Here is a 21,213-nt window from a genome sequence, read left to right as displayed (position 1 = left end):
TGACGGCGGGGCCCCGGACGGGAGCAGCGGGGACCGGGTAGCGGGGACCGGGCAGCGGGTGGGCGCCGGGCGGTACACGCCCGCCCGTCCCGGCGTCAGCCGGAGCAGGCGATCCGCTGGGCCTGCTGCCAGGCACAGACCGGGCAGAGCGTCGTCCCCGGCTGGTCCGCGGGCAGCTCGGTCGGCTCGCCGCACAGCACGCAGTCGGCCCGCGGCCCGGTCAGCCCCGGGTCGTGCGTCAGTGCCGCCACCGTCCCGGCCGGGGCCACGGCGCAGACCGGGCCCGCGTCGTCCGCACCGCTGTCCACCGCGTCGACGCCGTTCGCTGCTTCACTCATGCCGCCTTCCTACTCCGCCGCCCCACCGGGTCGCAAGGCCGGTCCGCTCCGCGCAGCAGGCAGGGCCCTGGCCGACCAATCCGCGCACGGACCGACCGGACAGGGCACCGGCCCGGTACCGGGCCGGTCGGCACCCCCCGGTACGGTGGCGCCATGCCCACCACCCTCGACCGGCGACTGCTCGCCGCCCGGTCCGCCTCGCCCAGCTATCCGGAGGTCGGCGCCACCCGGGACGCCCGTCTCCCGGCGGGCTACGCGCACCTTCGGCGGCGGATCCACCTCGGGCACGGGCCCGGGGTACTGGAGCGGGCCGGCCGCTACGTCCTCGGATGGGGCAGCCAGCTCGGCACCGGCTTCGCGGTCCATCCGCACGCCCCGGCCGAGCCGGGCGCGACGGTGCTGATCCGGCTGAGCCTGCCCGGCACGCGCCGCCCGAGGCTGGTGATCCCCTGCCGGGTGGTGTGGACGGTGGACGAGCCGGACCGGATCGGCTTCGCCTACGGGACCCTGCCGGGGCACCCGGAGTGCGGCGAGGAGGCGTTCCTGGTGACCATGGACGGCACCGGCGAGGTCTGGTTCGAGGTGACCGCGTTCTCCCGGCTCTCCGCCTGGTACGCGCGGCTCGGCCGCCCGGTGGCCGTGCTCTGCCAGTACCTGGCGATCGAGCGCTACCTCACCGCCGTGGCGGCCGCGGTCCGGTAGCGGCGGGCGGAGGCGCCCCGCGCCGCGGTACCGCCCGCGCCCGGCTGTCCCGCCCGCGCCGCAGTCCCGCCCCCGCCGAGCGGTCCCGCCGCGGCAGCCCCCGGGTCGTCTCAGCCCAGGAAGGACAGCCGGACCGTCCGCCGCGGGTTGTCCCCGTTGGTGTCGACCAGGACCACGGACTGCCAGATCCCGAGCGCCAGTTGGCCGCCGATCACCGGCAGCGTGGCATGCGGCGCGACCAGGCCGGGCACCACGTGGTCGCGGCCGTGGCCCGGGCTGCCGTGCCGGTGCCGCCAGCGGTCGTCGGCCGGGAGCAGCTCACGCAGCGTGGCGAGGAAGTCGTCGTCGCTGCCCGAGCCGGTCTCCAGCACGGCGATGCCGGCCGTGGCGTGCGGGACGAAGACGTTGAGCAGGCCGTCGCGCCCGGCGGCGCGCTCGTCGAGGAACGCGGTGCAGCGGCCGGTGATGTCGAGCGCGACCTCGCGGCTGCCCGTGGTGATCTCGAAGGTGGTGGTCTGGAAGGAGGGGGCCGGAAGGGAGGAGGCCTGGGGGGAGGGGGCCTGGGAGCTGCTGGAGCTGGAGTGGTTGCTGTCCGCCATGGCGCCATCCTCACCCACGCCGGGGGGTGCGCCGAACCGCCTCACCGACTCCCTGTACCGGAGCGGCTCGGCGGCGTAGGGTGGGAGCTCCGTGCCCGCGCGAGGGGTGTCCCGGGTACGCCAAAGACCCGATGGGCCCTCAGGTCCATCGGGTCGGTGCCGGTGTGCGCGGGAGCCGGGACGGCCCGGAGGGGCCGCGAGGCCCCCGGGGCCGGACAGGCCCCCGCTTCAGCCGCGTCCGCCGAAGAGGCTTCGCCGCAGCCGGCGCAGCGGCGCCAGAAGCGACACCCGCACGTGGCGGCGCGGCGCGGTGGGGGCGCCGGCGCCACGCGGCGTCAGCTCCCTTATCAACCCGAGCGCCTCGGCGGTGTCCACCGCCGGGAGCGCGGGCGCGCCGAGCACAGCCAGGTGCCGTTCGATCCTGCGGCCGGTCGTACCGACACCGCACTGGATAGCCGGCACGCGGGCCCGAGTCCGCGCTTGCATGTGTTCCATCAGTTTTCCCACCCCTACGAGGCGCCAGGGCCGTGAGGCGAAGACTATCCGTGACAGACGGCCTTCGCGCAACCGTCCTGGTGTTCTGCCACCGTACCGTGCGACGTCAACTGACGGTGCACCAGGGGCAGAGCGGGCGGTCACGACTAGGCATCAATGATGGTGCACGACCGGCCGGAGGTCAGCGGGGACCGGAGGCACGGACCCGGCGCTCGCGCAGGAGGCACACGCCGGGCGCACAGGGTCGCCACAGGGAGCCGCGGGCGGACACAGACGGCGGGGAGCCGGGGCCCGGGGGCGCACTCCCACCGGAGCGGACGGTAGAGAGGACAGCCCCGGCTGCGGCGCTCCGCACCGTGACCATCTGTTCAGGAAGTGAACACATTCGAGGGATTGACTCGGGGGAAACCTCCAAGCAATATCTCTTTCGGCGACACCAGTACGAGACACGCTCATGAGTGTGTTCGACTGATGAAGAGCATTGAAGGATTCCGGCTCACCCGAGCCACTGCCCGGCCGCCTCGACGCTGCGGTGGCCAGGCTCGGGGGGTGCTCGGACCGGCGGTCGGCCGTAGAGGGTCGGCCGGGCCGCCACCCGGCTGCCGGTGCCGCCCTCCACAGGGCGCGGCACCGGCGGTTCCGGATCACGCCGCGCTCGGTAGACTCGGCCAGCGTGCCAGTCCTCCTCAGCATCGTGCTCCCCGTCCACGGCGTGGAGCGCTTCCTGCCCCGCTGCCTCGACTCGATCCTCGAATCCGGTCCGGCCGGTGAGCCCCGCGAAGCCTCCCCCGCCGAGGAGCCGCGCTTCGAGGTGATCGCGGTCGACGACCTCTCCCCCGACCGCTGCGGCGAGATCCTCGACGAGTACGCGGCCCGCGACCCCCGGCTGCGGGTGCTGCACCTCACCGAGAACCAGGGCCTGGGCGGCGCCCGCACCGCCGCGCTGCCCGAGGTGCGCGGCGAGTACGTCTGGTTCGTGGACAGCGACGACTGGCTCCCGGAGGGCACCGTCGCGGCGGTCCTCGACGAGCTGGAGCGGGAGCGGGCCCGGGAGAAGGAGGGGGAGGCCCCCGCCGACGTCCTGCTGACCGGCTTCACCCACGTCTACCCGGACGGCGGGACCGAGCCCAACCCGTGGCGCCACGTGCTGGCCGGCTCCCCCCTGGAGCAGGGCTGCACCGTCGCCGAGCACCCCGCACTGTTCCGGACCGTGATGTCGGTCTGGAACAAGGTGTTCCGCCGCGAGTTCCTGCTCGGCCTCGGCGTCTCCTTCGGACGCGGCTTCTACGAGGACATCTCCGTCACCTACCCGGCGCTGCTGGCCGCCGGACGGCTGCGCTACCTGGACCGCCCCTGCTACTTCTACCGGCGCGGCCGGGCCGGCGCGATCACCAGCACCGCCTCCCCCAAGCACGCCGACGCCTTCGCCCAGTACGACGCGATCTTCGCCTTCCTGGACCGCACCGGGCGCCCCGTCCCCGACACCCTGCGCACCCTCGTCTTCGAGCGCACCGTGCAGCAGGCACTGACCGTCCACGACACCCCGGGGCTGGTCCCGCCCGAGCTGCGCAAGGACTTCTTCCGCCGGATCGCCGAGCACTTCGCCCGCCACCGCCCGGCCGGCTACCGCTTCCCCGGCGGTCTGCGCGGAGTGCAGTACCGGCTGGCGGCGCGCGGTTCGCGGATCGCCTACGCGGAGCTGCGCCGCACCGGGCGGCTGCCGCGCGAACTGAAGCGCGGGGCGCGGGCGGTCGCACCGGCGGTGAAGCGCGGGGTGCGCAGCAGTGCCCGCTTCACCGCGTACAACGCCTTCCGCCGGCTGCCGCTGGACGAGCACCTGGCGGTCTACGCGGCCTACTGGCACCGGGGTTACGCCTGCAGCCCGGCCGCGATCTACGAGAAGGCCAGGGAGCTGGCGCCCGCCGTCCGGGGCGTCTGGGTGGTGGAGAACCGCACCCAGGCGGCCACGCTGCCGGCCGGAGTGCCGTACGTGATCGTCAACACGCCCGCGTACCTGAAGGCGATGGCGACCGCCAAGTACTTCGTCAACAACGTCAACTTCCCGCGGACCATGGTGAAGCGGCCCGGTACGGTGCACGTCCAGACCCAGCACGGCACGCCGCTGAAGGCGATGGGCATGGACCTCAGGGACCACCCGGTCGCGGCCGACGGGATGGACTTCGCGCGCCTCCAGGAGGCCGTCGACCGCTGGGACTTCCTGGTCTCCTCCAACCCGCACACCAGCGAGCACTTCGCCCGGGCCTTCCCCGGCCGGTACGAGATGCTGGACACCGGCTACCCGCGCAACGACCGGCTGGCGAACACCACGCCCGCCGAAGTGGCCGCGATGCGCGAGCGGTTCGGGCTGGCGCCGGGCCGGACGGCGGTGCTGTACGCGCCGACGCACCGCGAGGGCCAGGGCGGGTACGTGCCGCTGGTGGACGTCCGGGAGCTGGCGCGGCGGCTCGGGCCGGGGTTCACGCTCCTGGTGCGCACGCACTACTTCCACACCGGCGGCCCGGGCGACCTGGCGACGGGCGAGGGGGCCGCGGAGATCGTGGACGTCTCGGCGCACCCGACCGTGGAGGACCTGTACCTGGCGGCCGACGTGCTGGTCACGGACTACTCGTCGATGATGTTCGACTACGCGGTGCTGGACCGGCCGGTGGTGGTCTTCGCCCCGGACTGGGAGCAGTACCAGCGGGTGCGGGGGGTCTACTTCGACCTGTTCGCGCAGCCGCCGGGCGCGGTCACGGTGGACGCCGACGGGCTGGCGGCGGCGCTGCTGGCCGGGGATCCGGCGCCGGCGGCGCGGGCGGCCTTCCGGGAGCGGTTCTGCCCGTGGGACGACGGCGGGGCGGCGGAGCGGGTGGTCCGCCGGGTGTTCCCGGTGCCCCCCGCCGGGGCCTGAGCGGGCCCACGGGCCGGGACATCACTGCGGGGCCCCTGCCGACGACAGGGGCCCCGCAGCGGCGAACCGGGTCAGCTCTGGCGCGCGGCCAGGAACTCGTCGAAGGTCAGCTCGCCGTCGTGGTTGGTGTCCATCCGGTTGATGATGGCCTCGGCCACGGCGATCGACGTGGTCAGGTCGCCGAGCTCACGCGCGACCGTGGCGTACTCGGCGGCGGTGATCCGGCCGTCGCCGTTCACGTCGTACTTGTCGAAGGCCGCGCGGATCGTGTCGACGTCTGCCATGGGTTGCCCCTCCTGAGGAACTGAAGAACTGCTGATGTGCGTTTCCGACGGCCGTACCCTACCCGGCCGTGGCGAGCACCACGGCTGGCGGGAGTGGACGGCCTCCCGGGTGGGTGTCGTAGTCTGCGGGTCTGATCTCGGCCCGGCCGGGAACCGACCACCGATTGCCGCATGTTCAGGCCCGGGCGCCTCCCGGGCGCGTTCGTCCAGGGAGGGACCGTGCTCGACCTTTTCACCAAGCTGGTGCTGAAACCCGTCTCACGGGGCATCTGGCGGCCGGACATCCAGGGTCTGGAGAACGTGCCGCGCAAGGGCGGGGTGATCCTGGCCAGCAACCACCTCTCCTTCATCGACAGCGTGGTGATCCCGCTGACGGCGCCGCGCCGGGTGCACTTCCTCGCCAAGGCCGAGTACTTCACCGGCACCGGGCTCAAGGGCGCGCTCTCCAAGGGCTTCTTCGAGTCGATCGGCGCGGTGCCGGTCGAGCGCGGCACCTACCGTTCCGCTCAGGCCTCGCTGGAGTCGGCGCTGGAGATCCTGGAGGACGGCAAGGCCTTCGGCATCTACCCGGAGGGCACCCGCTCGCTCGACGGCCGGCTCTACCGCGGCAAGACCGGCGTGGCCTGGCTGGCGCTGACCGCCGGCGTCCCGGTGGTCCCGGTGGCGCTGGAGGGGCCCGAGCAGATCCTGCCGATCGGCAAGCGCGTGCCGCGGATCCGCAAGGTGACGGTCCGCTTCGGCGAGCCGCTGCACTTCGACGAGCTGCACGGGCAGGCCCGCTCGCTCAAGGCCCGGCGGCACGTCACCGACGAGGTGATGCGGGCGATCCAGCAGCTCTCCGGCCAGGAGTTCGTGGAGAGCTACAACGAGCTCCCCAAGGCCGCCTGACCCGCGCCTCCCCGACGGCTACCGCGCCCTCCGCGGCTGCGGCACCTCGCCCGGGTGCGGCGCCCTACACGGGTGCGGCGGCGACCGGCGCGTCCCGGCGCAGCAGCGCCGCGTAGCGGCCGTTCGCCTCGACCAGCCCGTCGTGGGTGCCCAGCTCGGCCACCTCGCCCCGGTCCAGGACCACGATCTGGTCGGCGGAGCGGACGGTCGAGAGCCGGTGGGCGATGGTGATGGTGGTCCGACCCGCCGCCAGGGTGTCGATCGCCTGCTGGACGGCGAGCTCGGTGCGGTTGTCCAGCGCACTGGTGGCCTCGTCCAGGATCAGCACCGGCGGGTTGCGCAGGATGGTCCGGGCGAGCGCGAGCCGCTGCTTCTCCCCTCCCGAGAAGCGGTAGCCGCGCTCCCCGACCAGCGTGTCGTAGCCGTCCGGCAGCCCGGCGATGGTCCCGTGGATCTGCGCGGCCTCGGCGGCGGCGACCAGTTCCGCGTCGGTGGCGTCCGGTTTGGCGAAGCGCAGGTTGTCGGCGACCGAGGCGTGGAAGAGGTAGGTCTCCTGGGAGACCACGCCGACCGCCCGGGCGAGGGTGTCGAAGGAGAGCTCCCGGACGTCGACGCCGTCGATGGTCACCCGCCCCCCGGTCACGTCGTACAGGCGGGGGACGAGATAGCTGAGCGTGGTCTTGCCGGAGCCGGTCTCGCCGACCACCGCGAGCGAGCCGCCGGCCGGGACCTTCAGGTCGACGCCGGACAGGGTGGGCTTCTCCTGCTCCGGGTCGTAGCGGAAGTCGACGCCCTCGAAGCGGACCTCGCCCCGGATCCGTTCCAGGGTGACCGGCCGCTCGGGCTCGGCGATCTCCACCGGCAGGTCGAGGTACTCGAAGATGCGCTGGAACAGTGCCAGCGAGGTCTGCACCTGGACGCCGGTGGAGAGCAGGCTGACGGTCGGGCGGAACAGTCCCTGCTGGAGCGAGACGAAGGCGACCAGGGTGCCGATCGAGACGATCGGGGAGCCGCCGGCCGCGGCCAGGCCGGCCGCCCAGTAGATCACCGCGGGCATCGCGGCCATCACGATCTGGATGGTGTTCATCCGCCAGCGCCCCGCCATGCTGGAGCGCACCTCCAGCTCGGCGAGCTGGTCGGACTGCTCGGTGAACTCCTTGGAGAGCGAGCCGGAGCGGCCCATGGTGCGGCCCAGCAGGATGCCGCTGACCGAGAGCGACTCCTGGACGGCCGAGCTCATCGCGGCCAGCTGCTTCTGCCGCTCGGTGGTGATCTTCTTGCGCTCGCTGCCGACCCGGCGGCTGATCCAGACGAACAGCGGCAGGAGCAGCAGCGAGACCACGGTGAGGCGCCAGTCCAGCGCGACCATGGCGACCACGGAGGCGATCACGCTGGTGAAGTTGGAGACCAGCGAGGTGGCGGTGGAGGTCACCGTGGACTGCATGCCGCCGATGTCGTTGGCGATCCGGGACTGCACCTCGCCGGTGCGGGTGCGGGTGAAGAACGCCAGGGACATCCGCTGGAGGTGGGTGTAGACGGCCGTGCGCAGGTCGTGCATGACGCGCTGGCCGACGGTGGTGGAGATCAGGGTCTGCACCACGCTGAAGACGCTGTTGACCACGGCAGCGGCGATCATGCCGAGCACGAGGAGGCTCAGCAGCCCGGTCCGGCCCTGCGGGATGGCGGTGTCCAGGACGGCCCGCAGCAGGAACGGCGACACCACCGAGACCACGGCGGAGGCCGCCACCAGCAGCCCGACGGCGGTGAGGCGGCCCGTGTACGGGCGGAACAGCGCGAGGATGCGCCGCCACTGGGCGGGCGGGCGGGGCTCGCCCTCGGCGCGGGCGGGCGGGGTCCATCGGATGCCGTCGGGCCTCAAGGGCGGGCCTCCCTCGGTCGGGCGCGCGGTGGCGCGGCGGGTGTGGCGGGTGGAGCGGGCGTGGCCGGCGGCGCGGCGGTCGTGGCGCACGTGGCGGCCTTGGCGCGCTTGGCTGGCATGGCAGTCATGGCAGTCATGGCCGGCACGAGGCGCACCGCAGGCGTCGCAGGCGTGGCAGGTATCCCGGTCGGGCCTCCACCAGCATAGCGAGAATAGCTCATAGTTAGCGAAGCTAATAGTGAGGCTCACTCTATTCCCGTACCGCCGGGCCGACGGGCCGCTGCACCCCGGCCACGCGCGGGTGCGCCCGGACACCCGGAGCGCCCCACGCGCAGGGCGCCGCGCCGCCCCCTTGCGGGAGTGCGACGCGGCGCCCCGGGCGTGCGTACGGTCAGTCGGTCCGGTCAGTTCGTCCGGTAGGTCCGCGCCGCCTTGGAGGAGACCTTGCCGAGCTTGCCCGAGGGCAGCAGTCGGGCGATCGCCACGGCGATCTTGTAGCGCCGGCCCGGGACGGACACCGAGCGGCCGCGAGCCAGGTCGCGCATCGCCTCGCCGACCACCCGCTCCGCGGACAGCCAGCCCCAGGACGGGATGTTGCCCGTGCCCATGCCCGCCCGCGCGTGGAACTCGGTGCGGGTGAACCCCGGGCAGAGCGCCATCAGCCGCACCCCACTGCCGCCGAGGTCCCGCTGCACGCCCTGGGTGAAGCTCACCACCCACGCCTTGCTGGCGCCGTACGTACCGCGCGGCAGGAAGGCCGCCACCGAGGCCACGTTGACGATCGCGCCGCGCCTGCGCTCGCGCATCCCCGGCAGGGCGGCCGTGGTCAGCCGCAGGATCGCCTCCACGTGCACCTTCAGCATGTCCAGCTCGTCCTGGAGCGGGACGGTCAGGAAGGCACCCTTGTTGCCGAAGCCGGCGTTGTTCACCAGCAGGTCCACCGGGCGGTCGCCGTCGGCCAGTCGGGCCTCGACGGCGGCGATGCCGTCCTCCGTGGCCAGGTCGGCGGTCAGCACCTCGGTGTCGATGCCGAACGTGGCCTTCAGGTCGGCGGCGGAACGCTCCAGCCGCTCGGTGTCCCGGGCCACCAGGACGAGCCGGTAGCCGCTCCGGGCGAGCCGTCGCGCGAAGGCGGCTCCGATGCCGGCGGTCGCGCCGGTGATCAAGGCAGTGGTCATGCCCCTGACCGTACCGACCCCGGGCGCCACTCACCCAACGCACCGGTAACTTCGCAGATCAGAGCAGTGCGGATGCGGGCGATCGTTCGTGCTCGTAAGGTCGGTCAGGGGCATCGCCGGACCAGGCGGTGAAGATCCTGTTGAGGAGGCATATCTGATGCTTACTCAGTACACGACCGGAAGGGCCCCGGCGCCGCTCGCGACCCGGGCCGAACTCGATGCGCTCGGCGCGCTGATGGTGGAGGACGAGGCCGCCGTGAGCGACGCGCCCACGTACCGCCCCGAAGCCGCTGCGCTGCTGCTGGTGGGGCTGGCTCTGCTGCTTTCCCCGAAGCAGCCCAAGGAGAAGACCCGGTAGTCGGAGACGACACCCGGGCCCCTCGCGAAGGATCCACCCGGTCGCCGCCGAGAAGCCCCCGCACCTTGGGCCTTCCCGTCACGGACCCCCGTGAGCCTTCGTGAAACCCCCGTCAAGGAGGACCACGCAACCATGCCAACCGCCGATATCTCGCTCCGCGACGAGTACGCCGCAGCGGTCGAGCGGCTGGCGGGCCGCACCCTCGACACCCTCCGGGGCGTCGGGGGTGCGGCCGCGCTCGCCGATCCCGGCACCGCCGCCGCACCCAGGCCGTTGCTGGCCGCCGCCCGGGTGCTCGGGCCGGACCTGTTCGCACCGCAGCTGCTCGGCGGCGCCGCCCCGGACGAGCAGACCGCCCTGCTGCTGGCCGAGGCCCAGCACGCCTTCCCGTCACCCGCCGTCACCGCGCCCGCGACGAACGCCCCGACGGCTCCCGGCGCCCCGTCACCCTCCGTCGACGAGGACGGGCCTGCCGGGGCGGCGCTGATCGCCGCCTGGCGGGACTGGGCGACCGGTGTCCTGCTGACCCGGACGCTGCGCTCCGTCACCGCGCAGGGTTTCACCGCCCTCGACCTGGCCGCCCCGCAACCCGAGCACGCCCCGCACCTGCGGCCGCACGCCTGGCAGGGCTGGTCGGTCCGGATGGCGCAGCTCTCCGCGCTCGCCCTGCCCGACCTCGACGGACCGGTGCACGAGGCCGCCCGGGCCAACACCCTGGCGCTGGCCCGCGGAACCGTCCGCTCGATGCTGCGCCGCGACCACCGGGTGGCCGCCCGGCTCGCCCGCTGGCTCTGCTGGACGCAGGCCCAGGGCCTGCCGCTGCCCCTGGAGGTCGAACCGGTCCTGGAGCGGATCCAGGTCGTCGGCGACGGCAGCGCCCGCACCGCCCTCGAACTCGCCATCGGTGCCGCACTGCTGGCCACGGACGGGAACGGAGCCCGGCCATGACGGACCACCACCTCCTCGCCACCGCCCAGCAGCTCGGCTCGCGTGCGATGGCCTGGCTGCACGCCTCGCACGAACAGGGATTCGGCCGGCTCTCGGACAACATCACCATCGACCTGGCCGACCCGAACAACGCCTACAAGCCGCTCGGCGAATGCGCGCTGGCCGCCTCGCTCGTCCTTCGCGACGGCGTCACCGGCCCGCACGACGCCCGGATCGCGCGCGAGCTCCTCGACTTCGGCTGGGCCCAGCTGCGCGAGGGGAACCTGCTCTACGAGCGACAGTTGCGCCACCTGGTGATGACCGACCCGCTGGAGACGTACGTCCACTTCGCCCGGGCCGGCTACCGCCACCCGGCCATGGACGAGCTGCTGGAGTCGCTCGGCAAGCTGCGCGCCGTCCGGGCCGCCGAGATCCTGCCCAGCCGCCGGCTCGCCGTCGCCAACGCCCGCCGGGTGGTCGGTCTGCGGAACCAGCCGGACGACTGGGCCGCGCTCGCCGCCGGGACGTGGCTCGGCGCCACGCCCGAGCCGTGGGCGGTCGACTGGATGACCGGCTACGACATCACCCACACGGTCTTCCACCTCACCGACTGGGGCGCCCGTCCGGAGAACCTGCCGGAGCCGATGCGCGACTACGTGCGCGCCTGGCTGCCCGCCTGGGTGGATATCTGGCTGGAGGTCGGCCAGTGGGACCTCGTCGGCGAGCTGCTGGTGGTGGACTCCTGCATCGGCGAACCGGTCACCGGCCTGCAGGGCTGGGAGGCGCTGGCCGCCGTCCAGCGCGAGGACGGGCTGATCCCGCGCGACAACTCCGAGCCGGTCGCCGAGGACACGGCCCAGGCCTTCCAGGACCACGAGCACACCGCCGTGGTCGCGGTGGTGGCCGGCACCGTCACCCTCTCGCGCGCGCTCGGCGGCGCGGCCGTGGCGGCATGACGGCGACGGGCCCCACCGGCCCGACCGGCCCCACCGGCCCGACCGATCCGGCGGAGACGGCCGAGACGGCCGACCCGATGTCCGGCAGGGCGTCCGGCCGGACGGCGAGGGGCGTGTGCACCGCCCCCGCCGGCCCGGTCGCCACTCCCGCCGCCGTCGGTGCCCGGGAGTCCACCGCACTCGTCCGGGCCGCCGCGCCGTACGCCACCGCCGTGACCCTGGCGGTGGCGCGCGGCGACCGGCGGGCCGTCCACTGCCACGGCCGGCTCGGCCACGACACCGCCGCCCCCTGCACCCCGGACACCGTCTTCGAACTCGGCTCCGTCACCAAGACGTTCACCGCCCTGCTGCTCGCCACGATGGCCGCGCGCGGCGAACTCGCCCCGGCCGACCCGATCGAGAGCCACCTCCCCCGGCACTGGCGGCCCCCCGCGGTCCCCGCCGACGGGCCGCCCGTCACCCTGCTGCACCTGGCCACCCACACCTCCGGCCTCCCCCGCCTCCCGCCCGGCCTGGTGTCGTCGGCGCTCCCGACCTTCTTCAGCAACCCCTACGCCGCCTACGGCGACGAGGAGTTGCGGGCCGGACTGGCACGCACCACCGTGCGGCACCGCCCGGGCAGCCGGTTCGCCTACTCCAACTTCGGTGTGGGGCTGCTCGGCCGACTGCTTGCCGAGGCCGGGAGCGCCGACTACGCCGACCTGCTCGCCGACCGGGTCGGCCGACCGCTCGGCCTGCGCTCCACCACCTGCGAACCCGGCACCGCCGGCGGACCTGGCACCGCCGGCGGACCTGGCACCGCCGGCGGACCCGACGCGCCCGACCAGGCCGTCGGTCACCGGCGCGGCCACCCGCTCCCGCCCTGGCGCATCCCCGGCCTGCCCGGCGCGGGCGCCGTCCGCACATCCGGAGCCGACCTGCTGCGCTACCTGCTGGCCCATCTCCAGCCCCGGGAAAGCGCGTTGGGCAGCGCTCTGCTGGACGTCCAGCAGCTCCGGCTGCGCTTGCCGCGGTCCACCGACCGGCTCGGCCTGGTCTGGAACCACCGCCACGTCGCCGGCCGCGACCTGCTCTTCCACTCCGGTGCCACCCGGGGCTTCACCGCCTTCGTCGGTCTCTGCCCGCAGACCGCCACCGCGGTCGGCGCCCTGGCCAACTGCGGCCCCTCGCTGGACGGCCGGTTCGTCCAACAGGCCTACGACGCCCTGAAATCGCTCTCCCAGCCGGAGTCCTGAAACTCCACGCGCGGGGCCCGGCAGCAGGACCCCGGCCGCGACGCCCGCTGGCCGGTCACGTCGACGATCGACGTGACCGGCCCGCGGGCGTCGGCCGTACGGTCAGGGCTTCTCGGAGCGCGCGGCGCTGTCGGCCGCGCCGCCGGCGCCCACCGGTCGCAGCCGGGTCGCGGCGGTGGCCTTGATCTCCGGGGCCAGCTTGGCGACATCGCGGGCGCCGGCCTTGGCGATGAGGGTCGGCAGCAGCCAGCGCATCGGCTGCATGCCGCGCAGCCAGGCCTGGGCGTAGACGTGCGCCGAGCGGCGGGCGACACCCGCGACGAGCCGGTCCACCGCCGGCTCCAGCGGGTACGTCTTGCTGGCCGGCCAGGGCAGGCGCGCCCGCATCTGCCTGAGGACGGCGTCCTGGTCGGCGCCGCGCACCATGTCGGTGTCGGTCCAACTCAGGTAGCCCACACCGACCTTGACCCCCTGGTAGGCGACCTCGGCGCGCAGCGAGTGAGCGAAGGCCTCGACGCCCGACTTGCTGGCGCAGTAGGCGCTCATCAGCGGCGCGGGCGTCATCGCGGCCAACGAGGCGATCTGGAGCAGATAGCCGCCGCTCTCGGTGAGGGCCGGGAGGAAGGCCCGCGCGGTGGCGACGCTGCCGAGCAGGTTGACCTCGATCACCCGGGTGAACGCCCGGTGGTCGCTGTCCAGCAGCGGTCCGCCGATCGCGATGCCCGCGTTGGCGATCACCGTGTCGATCCGGCCGTAGTGCTCCCGGATCTGCCGGGCGGCCTCGCCGAGTGCCTCGATGTCGGTGACATCGACCTCCCAGGCGGTGGCGGCCGGCCCGCAGAGCGCGGCCACGACCTTGAGCTCGGCCGGCTCCAGGCCGACCAGGGCGACCCTGGCGCCGCGCAGGCTGAGCTTGCGGGCGAGCGCGGCGCCGACGCCGCGGGCGGCACCGGTGATGACGACGACCTGCTCGGATAGCGGCGGGGTGGCGCTCATGCGGTGACACTCCTCTGGCTCTGGGTCTGGGTCGGGTGCTGGCTCTGGCCCTGGGTTTGGGTCGGGCCCTGGGTCCGGGTCGGGTGTTGGATCGGGCTCTGGCTCCGGGCGGTGGGGAGATGGACCTCGGGACGGTCGGCGGCGGCCAGGTCGGCAGCGGGCAGCTGGGCGGCGGCCAGGTGGGCGGCCGCGAGGCGGTGGATCTCGGCGGCGACCTCGGTGGGCCGCTCGAACGGCGCCATGTGGCCGACCCCGGGCAGCAGGAGCAGCCCCTGCGGGTCAGGCAGCGCCGCGACGATCCGGTGGGCGTGCACCGGCGGGGTCAGCCGGTCGTCGGTACCGACGATCACGGCGGTCGGCGCGACGAGCCGCCCGAGTCCCGCGGTGACGTCGAGGGTGTCCAGCACGCCGGCCCACTCGGCCCGGACCACGGTCGGGCAGGCGTGCACGACCCGGGCCGCCGCGTGGACCCGACCCGCCGGTGAACCGGAGCCCATGGTGGCGTACTTGAGCGCGGCCCGGCTGACCGGCCCGACCGGACCGAGCGGCAGCCGGGAGCGCAGTACCCGTCGGTGCAGCAGGCGGCGCAGCCCCGGGTGGCGCAACCCGTCCGGCAGGACCCGCAGTTCGGCGAGCAGGCGGTCCGGGCCGGTGGAGACCAGCAGTGCGGCGCCGGTGCGGTCGGCGACGGCGGGGCGGTCGGCGCCGGCCATGATGGTCATGCCGCCCATGCTGTGCCCGGCGAGGACGGCCCGCTCCCCCGCCGGGACGGTCCGGACGACCACGGCTTCGAGGTCGTCGGCGAGCGCCCGGGTGGAGTAGCGCGCCCGGCTCGGCGGGACCTCGCTGCGGCCGTGGCCGCGCTGGTCGTACGCCACCACACGGTAGCGGTCGGCGAGTTGGCGGATCACCGGGGCCCAGAAGGCGGTCGAGCAGGTCCAGCCGTGGGCGAGGACGACGGTCGGGGCGTCCGGCCGCCCGTGGATCTCCACGTGCAGCAGGAGGCCGTCGGCCGAGCGGACCCGCAACTCCTCGGCCGGGACGGGTGGTACGCAGTCGGCGGGGACGACGGGGCTCATGCCAGGGCCTCCTCTGCCGCGGCCGCGCCGGGCGGCTCGGTGGCCGTGGCTGCGGCCGTCGCGCCGGGCCCGGTGGCGGCAGCGGGTGCGCCGGGTGTGGACCGGGAGCGCATGATCAGCTCGTACTCGGCGAGGTCCACCCGGCGGGTGGCGCGGCGGAACGCGGTGGTGGAGGCGGGCCAGAGCACGGTGTTCTTGCCGCTGCCGTCCAGGTACCAGCTGCGGCAGCCGCCGGTGGTCCAGACCGTGCGGTCCATCCGGTGCTGGAGTTCGAGGTTCCAGCGCCGCTGCGCCCGGGCGGTGGGCTGCATCGCCGTCGCGCCCACGGACGTGAGCGTGGTGAGCGCGTCGACCAGGTAGTTCAGCTGGGACTCGATCATCAGGATCATCGAGCTGTTGCCGAGGCCGGTGTTGGGCCCGATGACGAAGAAGAGGTTGGGGAAGCCGTGCACGGTGGAGCCGCGCAGCGCCTCCATGCCGCCCTTCCACTCCTCGGCGAGGCTCCGGCCGTCGACGCCGAACACCCGCGACCCGATGGGCATGTCGGTGACGTGGAAGCCGGTCCCGAAGACAATCGCGTCCGCCTCGTGCTCGCTGCCGTCGGCCGCGACCAGGGTCGAGCCGCGCACCTCGGCGAGACCGGCGGGGACCACCTCGGTGTTGGCGGCGGCCAGCGCCGGGTAGTAGGTGTTGCTGAGCAGGATGCGCTTGCAGCCGATCCGGTAGTCGGGGGTGAGCCTGGCCCGCAGCGCCGGGTCGGCGACGCCCTGCGCGATGTGCCGCTCGGCGAGCTGCTGGACCAGCCGCAGCGCGCCGGGCCGCCGGACGAAGGCGTCCACCTGGAGCTCGCGCAGCGCGAAGAGCGCCCCTCGGCGGATCTTGGTGGTGACGGGCAGCCGTCCGTGCAGCCACTTCTCGGCGGCGGTGATCTCGCGGTCGCGGCGCGGCAGGACCCAGGCCGGTGTGCGCTGGAAGACGGTCAGCCTGCCCACCCGGGGCTGGATGGACGGGATGATCTGGGCGGCGGAGGCGCCGGTGCCGACCATCGCGACGCGCTTGCCGGCGAGGTCGAAGTCGTGGTCCCAGCGGGAGGAGTGGAACACCTTGCCGGGGAAGGTGTCCAGGCCCGGCAGGTCGGGTACCTGCGGGTCCGCGAGCGGACCGGCGGCGGAGACGATCGCGTCGGCGGTCCACTGACCGGCGGTGGTGGTGATCCGCCAACGGGTCTGCTCGGCCTCCCAGCGGGCCTCGGTCACCTCGGTGTTGAAGCGCAGGTGGGGGCGGAGCCCGAAGACGTCGGCGACCTTCTCCAGATAGGCACGGATGTCGGGCTGGCCGGAGAAGCTGCGCGGCCAGTCGGGGTTCGGCGCGAAGGAGAAGGAGTAGAGGTGCGAGGGCACGTCGCAGGCACAGCCGGGGTAGCTGTTGTCACGCCAGGTGCCGCCGACCGAGTCGGCGCGCTCCAGGACGACGAAGTCCGTGATCCCGGCGCGGCGCAGCCGGACGCCGGCGCCGAGGCCGCCGAAGCCGGAGCCGATGACCGCCACCCGGACGTGTGGGACGGCGGCCGGCGAGCCCTGGCCGGGGGCGGCGGGCCGGGGGCGCTTGGTGCTGGATGCCATGCGGCGTCCTCCTGAGGGTGGGGGCGTGAGGTACGCACTGCGGTGTGTGGCGTGCCGTGCGTGGCGTGCGTGGCGTGGCGCGCCGTGTGCGGTGTGCCGTGTGCGGTGTGCGGTGTGCGGTGTGCGACGCGCCGTGGGTGGTGTGCGGCAGGCGGTCCGCGCGTGCATCCCGGGCGTCCTGGTTCGGGGAACTCCTGTTCGGGGAACTACCCCGCCAATCGCGCCAGCAATCACTGGCATGATTGGCAGGGTAGCCCTTGCTGACAGTCGATGGAAGAAGCCGAGCCGCGTCGTTTCGGCGACCGCCCGGTGCCGTCGCCGCCGCGTTGCCGTGATCGCAGTACCTCGACGACCGCCAGTCCTATGCTGAGCGCCGTGGACAAGGTCAGAGCAGCTGCGGGCGACAGACAACGCGAGTACCGGGTGGAGGAACTGGCCAAAGCGGCCGGCATCACCACCCGTACGCTGCGGTTCTACCGCGAACGCAAGCTGCTCCAGCCGCCGCGCAAGGACGGCCGGATCGCCTGGTACGGCGAGGCCCACCTGGCCCGGCTGCGGGTCATCGCCGAACTCCTGGAGCGCGGCCACACCCTCGGCGGCATCGCCGAGCTCATCGGCGCCGGGGAGAGCGGCCGGGACGTCGCCGAGCTGATCGGACTGGAGGCCGCGATCGTCGCCCCCTGGTCGGACGAGTCGCCGGTACACCTGGACTGGGACGAGCTGAAGGACGCCTTCGGCGACCAGCTCACCGAGGAGAACACCGCCGAGTCCATCGCCCAGGGCTACGTCACCGTCCAGGAGGACGGCATCACCCACGTCAGCCGGCGGCTGATGGACTCCACCACGGCCCTGGTCGCCGAGGGCGTGCCGCTGTCGGTCGTGCTGGAGGCGAGCCGCCGGACCCAGGAGCACGCGGACGCGATCGCCGAGATCTTCACCGTGCTGGTCCGCGAGCAGATCCTCGGCGCCCTCGCCGCCGACGCCCCGCTGCCCGCCGGCGAGGCCGCCCGGCTGACCGAGCGGATCCAGCGCGTACGCCCGCTCGCCCGGACGGTGGCGGACGCCCAGTTCGCGCTCGCCATGGACCGGCGGGTGCACGCCGAGTACGGCGAACTGCTGCGCCAGCGAAGGCTGGAGACCGGCCCGGGCGACCAGGCGTAGCCGCGCCGGCAGACGGGCAGGAATGCGGTCGGCCCTGTCGCCGGACCCTCTGGAGCCGCCCGATGCCCCAACTGTTCACACGCCGCGCCGCGCTCTCCGCCCTTGCCGCCGCGGGGTCCGGTCTCCTCCTCGCGGCCTGCGGTTCGAGCGGCTCCGACTCCTCCGGCTCCGACTCCTCCGGCTCCGACTCCTCCGGTGCCGGTTCGGACGGGGCCGGGTCGGGTGGAGCGGGTTCCGGTGGGGCCGGTTCCGGTGGGGCCTCGTCCGGCGGCACCCGTACCGTCCGGCACGCGCGCGGCGAGAGCACCGTCCCGCAGCGCGCGGTCCGGGTGGTCGTCCTCGACACCGACGCGCTGGACTCGGTCGTGACGCTGGGCATCACCCCGGTCGGCGCGACGACTGTGAGCGACGGCGCGCCGTTCTCCGCCTATCTGCCGGCCGCGCGGTTCGCCGGGACCAAACCCGTCGGCGTCATCGGCCAGCCGGGTCTGGAGTCGATCGCCGCCCTTCGGCCCGACCTGATCCTCAGCAACCAGGTCCGCGACGACAAGCGCTACGACGAGCTGTCGAAGATCGCGCCGACCGTCCTGACCAAGACCACCGGCCCCGCCTGGAAGGAGAACTTCCGGCTGCACGCCGAGGCGCTGGGCCGCCAGACGGAGGCCGCAGCGGTGGAGGCGGAGTACCAGGGGAAGGTGAGGGCGCTGGTCACGGCGCTCGGCGGGCCCGAGAAGACGGCCGCCACCCGCGTCGGGATGGCCCGCTTCCTGGCCGGCGCCCCGACCCGGCTTTACCTCAACGACACCTTCGTCGGCTCGGTCTTCAGGGACCTCGGCGTCGGTCGGCCCGCCAACCAGGACAAGCCCGGCTTCTCGCTGGAGATCAGCCCCGAGCAGGTGGACCAGGCGGCCGCCGACGTCATCTTCTACTCGGTGTACGGCGACGCGGCGAAGTCCGACCACGGACGGATCACCGAGGGCGCGCTCTGGCGCAGCCTCGACGCGGTGCGGAACGGGCGGGTCTACCAGGTGGACGACAACCTGTGGATGCTCGGCATCGGCTACACCGGGGCCGGGCTGATCCTCGCCCAGATCCGGAAGGACCTGGTGGGCTGACCCGGTCCGCCCGGATCGGGCGGGGTCGGGTCAGGGCGGGTCGGGTCAGGGCGGGTCGGGTCGGGTCGCGGCTCGGCTTGGGCGCTGTCCGCCTGGCCGAAAACCGTGGTCTGGTGCCGGCGGGACGGCGGAACGTGCTGCGACGATGATCGCGTGTTTTTCGTCTCTCCCTGTGCCGCCGACGACCAGGCTCTCTGCTCCCTGATGGCCGCGATGACGGCAGAGTTGATCCCGGTCTATGGGCTAGCCGCTGATGCCCGTCCCACTCCGCTGTCTCCGGAGGCCCGCTACCTGCTGGTCCGTCGGGAGGACCAGGCGGTCGGATGTTGTGCGGTGCAGCCGATCTCGCTGGAGACCTGCGAGCTGAAACGGATGTTCGTGTCCCCAGCCGTCCGGGGAAGGGGCGCCGCCGGTGCGCTACTGACAGCGGCCGAGCAGCTTGCCCGGGAACTCGGCGGCCGGTGGATGCGATTGGAGACGGGCGTCCGACAGCCGGCTGCGATCCGCCTGTACGAGCGGTCCGGATATCGAATGATCGCGAACTACCTGCCGCATGAGCAGGATCCGCTGTCGGTGTGCTACGAGAAGTCCTTGACCGTAGCAGCCAAAGCCTCCGACGGACAGTAGGCGGCGCGGACAGGCGGGTGGTCATAGGCGGGTGGTCACGGACGGGTGGTCACGGACGGGTGGTCACGGACGGGTGGTCACGGACGGCGTCGGGGTCGGGCGGCGTCGGGGTCGGGCGTCCCAGCGGTGGGTGGTCCATGCCCGACGGATCGGGCTGCGAACGATGACGATCGTGTCGGCCGGGTCGAAGAAAGTGTTGATGACTGTGGTGCGACGTCCCCGACTTCGGCGGCCCCCGGCTTGGGCGGCCCCCGGCTTGGGTGGTCCTCCAACCCCGTCCGCGACGGCCGGTCGACTCCACTGGGTGATCGCACGGTTACCCGCGAGTTCGTCCGAACCATACGGTCGAAGCTCACCCGCAGGTCCCCTTTCACCTGGTCGGGCCGGTGGTGGGAGGCGGGCGCCCGCGCCGGCTCCGTGTGGGGGTCGTCATGGTGTCCGTGGTCGGAAAGTTCCGCGCGGTGGCGCGGGTGACGGGCGGCCGGGTGCTGCTCTGGTCGCTGTTGGGGCGGCTGCCGAACGCGATGTGCCCGATCGGCACGCTGCTCCTGGTCACCCGCAACACCGACAGCGTCTGGCTCGGTTCGCTGGTGGCCGGGGCGCTGGCCGTCGGCCAGGCGGTCGGCGGACCGTTGATCGGCCGACTCGCCGACCGGCGCGGGCAGCGGACGGTCGGCCTGGTCGCTGCGGCCGTCAACGCGCTGGCGATCCTCGCGCTGGTCGGCGCCTCGGAGGGCGGTCTCCCGCTGGTCTGGCAGATCGCGCCGGCCGCGCTGATCGGCCTCTCCGTCCCGCTGGTCGGGCCGCTGTCGCGCAGCCGCTGGGTCCGGTTGGCGCGCGGGGACGGCGAGTTGACGTCCTCGATGCTCTCGCTGGACGGCATCGTGGACGAGGTCAGCTTCACCACCGGCCCGGCCGTCGTCGGCGTGCTCGCCACGCTGGCCTCGCCGGCCGCCGGACTCCTCACGGCGGCGGCGCTGGTCGGCGTCTGCGCGACGCTCTTCGCCCTGCACCCGACGGCCGCTCCGGGGGCGGGCGGGCGCCGGATCCGGTCGGCCGAACGGCTGTTGACCACGCCGTATGTGCTGCTGCTGGCCGGGATGGCGCTGCTGGGTGCCTGCTTCGGCTCCGTACAGGTCGGGGTGACGGCCACCACGGATGCGCTCGGGCGTCCGGGAGCCGCCGGGGTGCTCTACGGCTTCATGGGTTTCACCAGCGCGTTCGCCGGGATCGCCACGGCCGCCCTCCCGGCCCGTTGGGAGCTGCCGCTGCGGCTGCGGGTCGGGACGGTGCTGCTCTTCAGCACGTCCGTGCTGCTGCTGTTCTCGGGCGGCGGCATCGGCGTCCTGGCCGCTGCCATCGGCTGCCTGGGGGTGGCCGTGGCGCCGCAGATGATCACCATGTTCGGCCTGGTGGAGCGGACCGTCCCGCCGGCCCGGCTCGGCGAGGCCATGGCCGCCCTGGTCAGCGCCATCATCCTGGCCCAGTCCGCCGGCACCTTCCTCGGCGGCTGGTCCGCGGACCACTTCGCGCCGACCGCACCCTTCCGGATCACCGTCGCCGCCGCGGCCGCGGCCCTGCTGCTCGCCGGGTGCACCGCCACCGACCGCCGCTACCGCCGCCGCGCGACGGCGCGTTCGGAGGCGCTTGAGAAGAAATATGTAGACCGGTCAGTAGATTCTGCCAGTAGGTAGACCGGTCAACAGAATCGCGTGCCGGGCAGGTGGCCAAGTATGTAGACCGATCGGTCGATTAGCGCGGTAAAGGTAGATCGGTCTACATATTCCGAGGGGCGTGTACGCACGGGGCTGGCCAGCCGGTAGACCGGTCTACCTATTTCCAGGGGAACCGAGCCGGCGGACC

At 73.7% G+C, this 21,213-nt stretch carries 20 protein-coding genes; 11 read left to right on the top strand and 9 right to left on the bottom strand.

Features of this window, described 5'->3' with window-relative positions:
* Positions 1-95 precede the first annotated feature (95 nt).
* A complete protein-coding gene (locus tag ACFVVX_RS31550) occupies positions 96-338 on the bottom strand; it encodes a hypothetical protein (RefSeq protein WP_387950617.1) in 243 nt (80 codons plus the stop codon).
* A gap of 153 nt (positions 339-491) precedes the next feature.
* On the opposite strand from ACFVVX_RS31550, the gene ACFVVX_RS31545 reads away from it, so the two are divergent.
* Positions 492-1,040, top strand: a complete 549-nt coding sequence (locus tag ACFVVX_RS31545) for a DUF1990 family protein (protein WP_387950615.1) — start codon at positions 492-494, stop codon at positions 1,038-1,040.
* A 110-nt stretch (positions 1,041-1,150) separates the two neighbouring features.
* Here ACFVVX_RS31545 and ACFVVX_RS31540 read toward each other — a convergent pair whose 3' ends face one another.
* Together ACFVVX_RS31540 and ACFVVX_RS31535 are read right to left on the bottom strand one after the other, a co-directional pair.
* Entirely contained in the window at positions 1,151-1,639 is a 489-nt protein-coding gene (locus ACFVVX_RS31540) for a YjbQ family protein (protein ID WP_387950613.1), read from the bottom strand.
* Positions 1,640-1,867: 228 nt separating this feature from the next.
* Positions 1,868-2,134: a hypothetical protein gene (locus ACFVVX_RS31535; RefSeq protein WP_387950611.1), complete on the bottom strand. Its 267-nt coding sequence runs from the start codon at positions 2,132-2,134 to the stop codon at positions 1,868-1,870.
* A 673-nt stretch (positions 2,135-2,807) separates the two neighbouring features.
* Here ACFVVX_RS31535 and ACFVVX_RS31530 point away from each other — a divergent pair.
* Complete coding sequence (locus ACFVVX_RS31530) at positions 2,808-5,045, top strand: CDP-glycerol glycerophosphotransferase family protein (protein WP_387950610.1); 2,238 nt, start codon at positions 2,808-2,810, stop codon at positions 5,043-5,045.
* Between the two features lie 71 nt (positions 5,046-5,116).
* On the opposite strand, the gene ACFVVX_RS31525 is transcribed toward ACFVVX_RS31530, so the two are convergent.
* Positions 5,117-5,329: an EF-hand domain-containing protein gene (locus ACFVVX_RS31525; protein WP_387950608.1), complete on the bottom strand. Its 213-nt coding sequence runs from the start codon at positions 5,327-5,329 to the stop codon at positions 5,117-5,119.
* 219 nt (positions 5,330-5,548) lie between these two features.
* On the opposite strand from ACFVVX_RS31525, the gene ACFVVX_RS31520 reads away from it, so the two are divergent.
* On the top strand, positions 5,549-6,217 hold the full coding sequence (locus ACFVVX_RS31520) for a lysophospholipid acyltransferase family protein (protein WP_387950607.1): 669 nt from the start codon (positions 5,549-5,551) through the stop codon (positions 6,215-6,217).
* A 64-nt stretch (positions 6,218-6,281) separates the two neighbouring features.
* On the opposite strand, the gene ACFVVX_RS31515 is transcribed toward ACFVVX_RS31520, so the two are convergent.
* Together ACFVVX_RS31515 and ACFVVX_RS31510 are read right to left on the bottom strand one after the other, a co-directional pair.
* Complete coding sequence (locus ACFVVX_RS31515; protein ID WP_387950638.1) at positions 6,282-8,096, bottom strand: ABC transporter ATP-binding protein; 1,815 nt, start codon at positions 8,094-8,096, stop codon at positions 6,282-6,284.
* A 404-nt stretch (positions 8,097-8,500) separates the two neighbouring features.
* Positions 8,501-9,274, bottom strand: coding sequence for an SDR family NAD(P)-dependent oxidoreductase (locus tag ACFVVX_RS31510; RefSeq protein ID WP_387950605.1), 774 nt, complete (start codon positions 9,272-9,274; stop codon positions 8,501-8,503).
* A 157-nt stretch (positions 9,275-9,431) separates the two neighbouring features.
* Between ACFVVX_RS31510 and ACFVVX_RS31505 the strand changes: the two genes are divergently transcribed.
* The 4 genes from ACFVVX_RS31505 to ACFVVX_RS31490 all read left to right on the top strand — a co-directional run bounded on the left by ACFVVX_RS31505 (position 9,432) and on the right by ACFVVX_RS31490 (position 12,750).
* On the top strand, positions 9,432-9,632 hold the full coding sequence (locus ACFVVX_RS31505) for a hypothetical protein (RefSeq protein WP_387950603.1): 201 nt from the start codon (positions 9,432-9,434) through the stop codon (positions 9,630-9,632).
* 132 nt (positions 9,633-9,764) lie between these two features.
* A complete protein-coding gene (locus tag ACFVVX_RS31500) occupies positions 9,765-10,580 on the top strand; it encodes a hypothetical protein (RefSeq protein WP_387950601.1) in 816 nt (271 codons plus the stop codon).
* On the top strand, positions 10,577-11,515 hold the full coding sequence (locus tag ACFVVX_RS31495; protein ID WP_387950599.1) for a DUF6895 family protein: 939 nt from the start codon (positions 10,577-10,579) through the stop codon (positions 11,513-11,515). The genes ACFVVX_RS31500 and ACFVVX_RS31495 overlap by 4 nt, the downstream gene beginning before the upstream one ends.
* Positions 11,512-12,750, top strand: coding sequence for a serine hydrolase domain-containing protein (locus tag ACFVVX_RS31490; protein WP_387950597.1), 1,239 nt, complete (start codon positions 11,512-11,514; stop codon positions 12,748-12,750). Before ACFVVX_RS31495 ends, ACFVVX_RS31490 begins: the two co-directional genes overlap by 4 nt.
* A 102-nt stretch (positions 12,751-12,852) precedes the next feature.
* Here ACFVVX_RS31490 and ACFVVX_RS31485 read toward each other — a convergent pair whose 3' ends face one another.
* The 3 genes from ACFVVX_RS31485 to ACFVVX_RS31475 are packed head-to-tail and all read right to left on the bottom strand — an operon-like array spanning position 12,853 to position 16,447.
* Positions 12,853-13,746, bottom strand: coding sequence for an SDR family oxidoreductase (locus ACFVVX_RS31485; protein ID WP_387950596.1), 894 nt, complete (start codon positions 13,744-13,746; stop codon positions 12,853-12,855).
* Positions 13,743-14,825 (bottom strand): alpha/beta fold hydrolase, encoded by a 1,083-nt coding sequence (locus ACFVVX_RS31480; RefSeq protein ID WP_387950594.1) that lies wholly within the window; start codon positions 14,823-14,825, stop codon positions 13,743-13,745. The genes ACFVVX_RS31485 and ACFVVX_RS31480 overlap by 4 nt, the downstream gene beginning before the upstream one ends.
* Positions 14,822-16,447 carry a flavin-containing monooxygenase gene (locus ACFVVX_RS31475; protein WP_387950592.1) on the bottom strand — a complete coding sequence of 542 codons (1,626 nt, stop codon included), beginning with the start codon at positions 16,445-16,447 and terminating at the stop codon, positions 14,822-14,824. Before ACFVVX_RS31475 ends, ACFVVX_RS31480 begins: the two co-directional genes overlap by 4 nt.
* Positions 16,448-16,810: 363 nt before the next feature.
* Here ACFVVX_RS31475 and ACFVVX_RS31470 point away from each other — a divergent pair, with 363 nt between their 5' ends.
* The 4 genes from ACFVVX_RS31470 to ACFVVX_RS31455 all read left to right on the top strand — a co-directional run bounded on the left by ACFVVX_RS31470 (position 16,811) and on the right by ACFVVX_RS31455 (position 21,044).
* On the top strand, positions 16,811-17,608 hold the full coding sequence (locus tag ACFVVX_RS31470; protein ID WP_387950591.1) for a MerR family transcriptional regulator: 798 nt from the start codon (positions 16,811-16,813) through the stop codon (positions 17,606-17,608).
* A gap of 62 nt (positions 17,609-17,670) precedes the next feature.
* Complete coding sequence (locus tag ACFVVX_RS31465; RefSeq protein WP_387950589.1) at positions 17,671-18,723, top strand: ABC transporter substrate-binding protein; 1,053 nt, start codon at positions 17,671-17,673, stop codon at positions 18,721-18,723.
* Between the two features lie 153 nt (positions 18,724-18,876).
* The gene (locus ACFVVX_RS31460; protein WP_387950587.1) at positions 18,877-19,350 is read left to right on the top strand and encodes a GNAT family N-acetyltransferase; all 474 of its coding nucleotides are present in this window, start codon (positions 18,877-18,879) and stop codon (positions 19,348-19,350) included.
* Between the two features lie 431 nt (positions 19,351-19,781).
* Positions 19,782-21,044 carry an MFS transporter gene (locus ACFVVX_RS31455; protein ID WP_387950585.1) on the top strand — a complete coding sequence of 421 codons (1,263 nt, stop codon included), beginning with the start codon at positions 19,782-19,784 and terminating at the stop codon, positions 21,042-21,044.
* Positions 21,045-21,213: the final 169 nt, after the last annotated feature.

This window comes from Kitasatospora sp. NPDC058170, from assembly GCF_042883905.1.
Taxonomy (GTDB): Bacteria; Actinomycetota; Actinomycetes; order Streptomycetales; family Streptomycetaceae; genus Kitasatospora.
This window is presented reverse-complemented; position numbering and strand designations above follow the sequence as displayed.

Excerpts from the sequence above, each read along its gene's own strand:
- ACFVVX_RS31550 (WP_387950617.1), bottom strand. The coding sequence starts at position 338 with ATGAGTGAAGCAGCGAACGGCGTCGACGCGGTGGACAGCGGTGCGGAC.
- ACFVVX_RS31545 (WP_387950615.1), top strand. The coding sequence starts at position 492 with ATGCCCACCACCCTCGACCGGCGACTGCTCGCCGCCCGGTCCGCCTCG.
- ACFVVX_RS31540 (WP_387950613.1), bottom strand. The coding sequence starts at position 1,639 with ATGGCGGACAGCAACCACTCCAGCTCCAGCAGCTCCCAGGCCCCCTCC.
- ACFVVX_RS31535 (WP_387950611.1), bottom strand. The coding sequence starts at position 2,134 with ATGGAACACATGCAAGCGCGGACTCGGGCCCGCGTGCCGGCTATCCAG.
- ACFVVX_RS31525 (WP_387950608.1), bottom strand. The coding sequence starts at position 5,329 with ATGGCAGACGTCGACACGATCCGCGCGGCCTTCGACAAGTACGACGTG.
- ACFVVX_RS31510 (WP_387950605.1), bottom strand. The coding sequence starts at position 9,274 with ATGACCACTGCCTTGATCACCGGCGCGACCGCCGGCATCGGAGCCGCC.
- ACFVVX_RS31505 (WP_387950603.1), top strand. The coding sequence starts at position 9,432 with ATGCTTACTCAGTACACGACCGGAAGGGCCCCGGCGCCGCTCGCGACC.
- ACFVVX_RS31500 (WP_387950601.1), top strand. The coding sequence starts at position 9,765 with ATGCCAACCGCCGATATCTCGCTCCGCGACGAGTACGCCGCAGCGGTC.
- ACFVVX_RS31495 (WP_387950599.1), top strand. The coding sequence starts at position 10,577 with ATGACGGACCACCACCTCCTCGCCACCGCCCAGCAGCTCGGCTCGCGT.
- ACFVVX_RS31490 (WP_387950597.1), top strand. The coding sequence starts at position 11,512 with ATGACGGCGACGGGCCCCACCGGCCCGACCGGCCCCACCGGCCCGACC.
- ACFVVX_RS31485 (WP_387950596.1), bottom strand. The coding sequence starts at position 13,746 with ATGAGCGCCACCCCGCCGCTATCCGAGCAGGTCGTCGTCATCACCGGT.
- ACFVVX_RS31480 (WP_387950594.1), bottom strand. The coding sequence starts at position 14,825 with ATGAGCCCCGTCGTCCCCGCCGACTGCGTACCACCCGTCCCGGCCGAG.
- ACFVVX_RS31475 (WP_387950592.1), bottom strand. The coding sequence starts at position 16,447 with ATGGCATCCAGCACCAAGCGCCCCCGGCCCGCCGCCCCCGGCCAGGGC.
- ACFVVX_RS31470 (WP_387950591.1), top strand. The coding sequence starts at position 16,811 with ATGCTGAGCGCCGTGGACAAGGTCAGAGCAGCTGCGGGCGACAGACAA.
- ACFVVX_RS31465 (WP_387950589.1), top strand. The coding sequence starts at position 17,671 with ATGCCCCAACTGTTCACACGCCGCGCCGCGCTCTCCGCCCTTGCCGCC.
- ACFVVX_RS31455 (WP_387950585.1), top strand. The coding sequence starts at position 19,782 with ATGGTGTCCGTGGTCGGAAAGTTCCGCGCGGTGGCGCGGGTGACGGGC.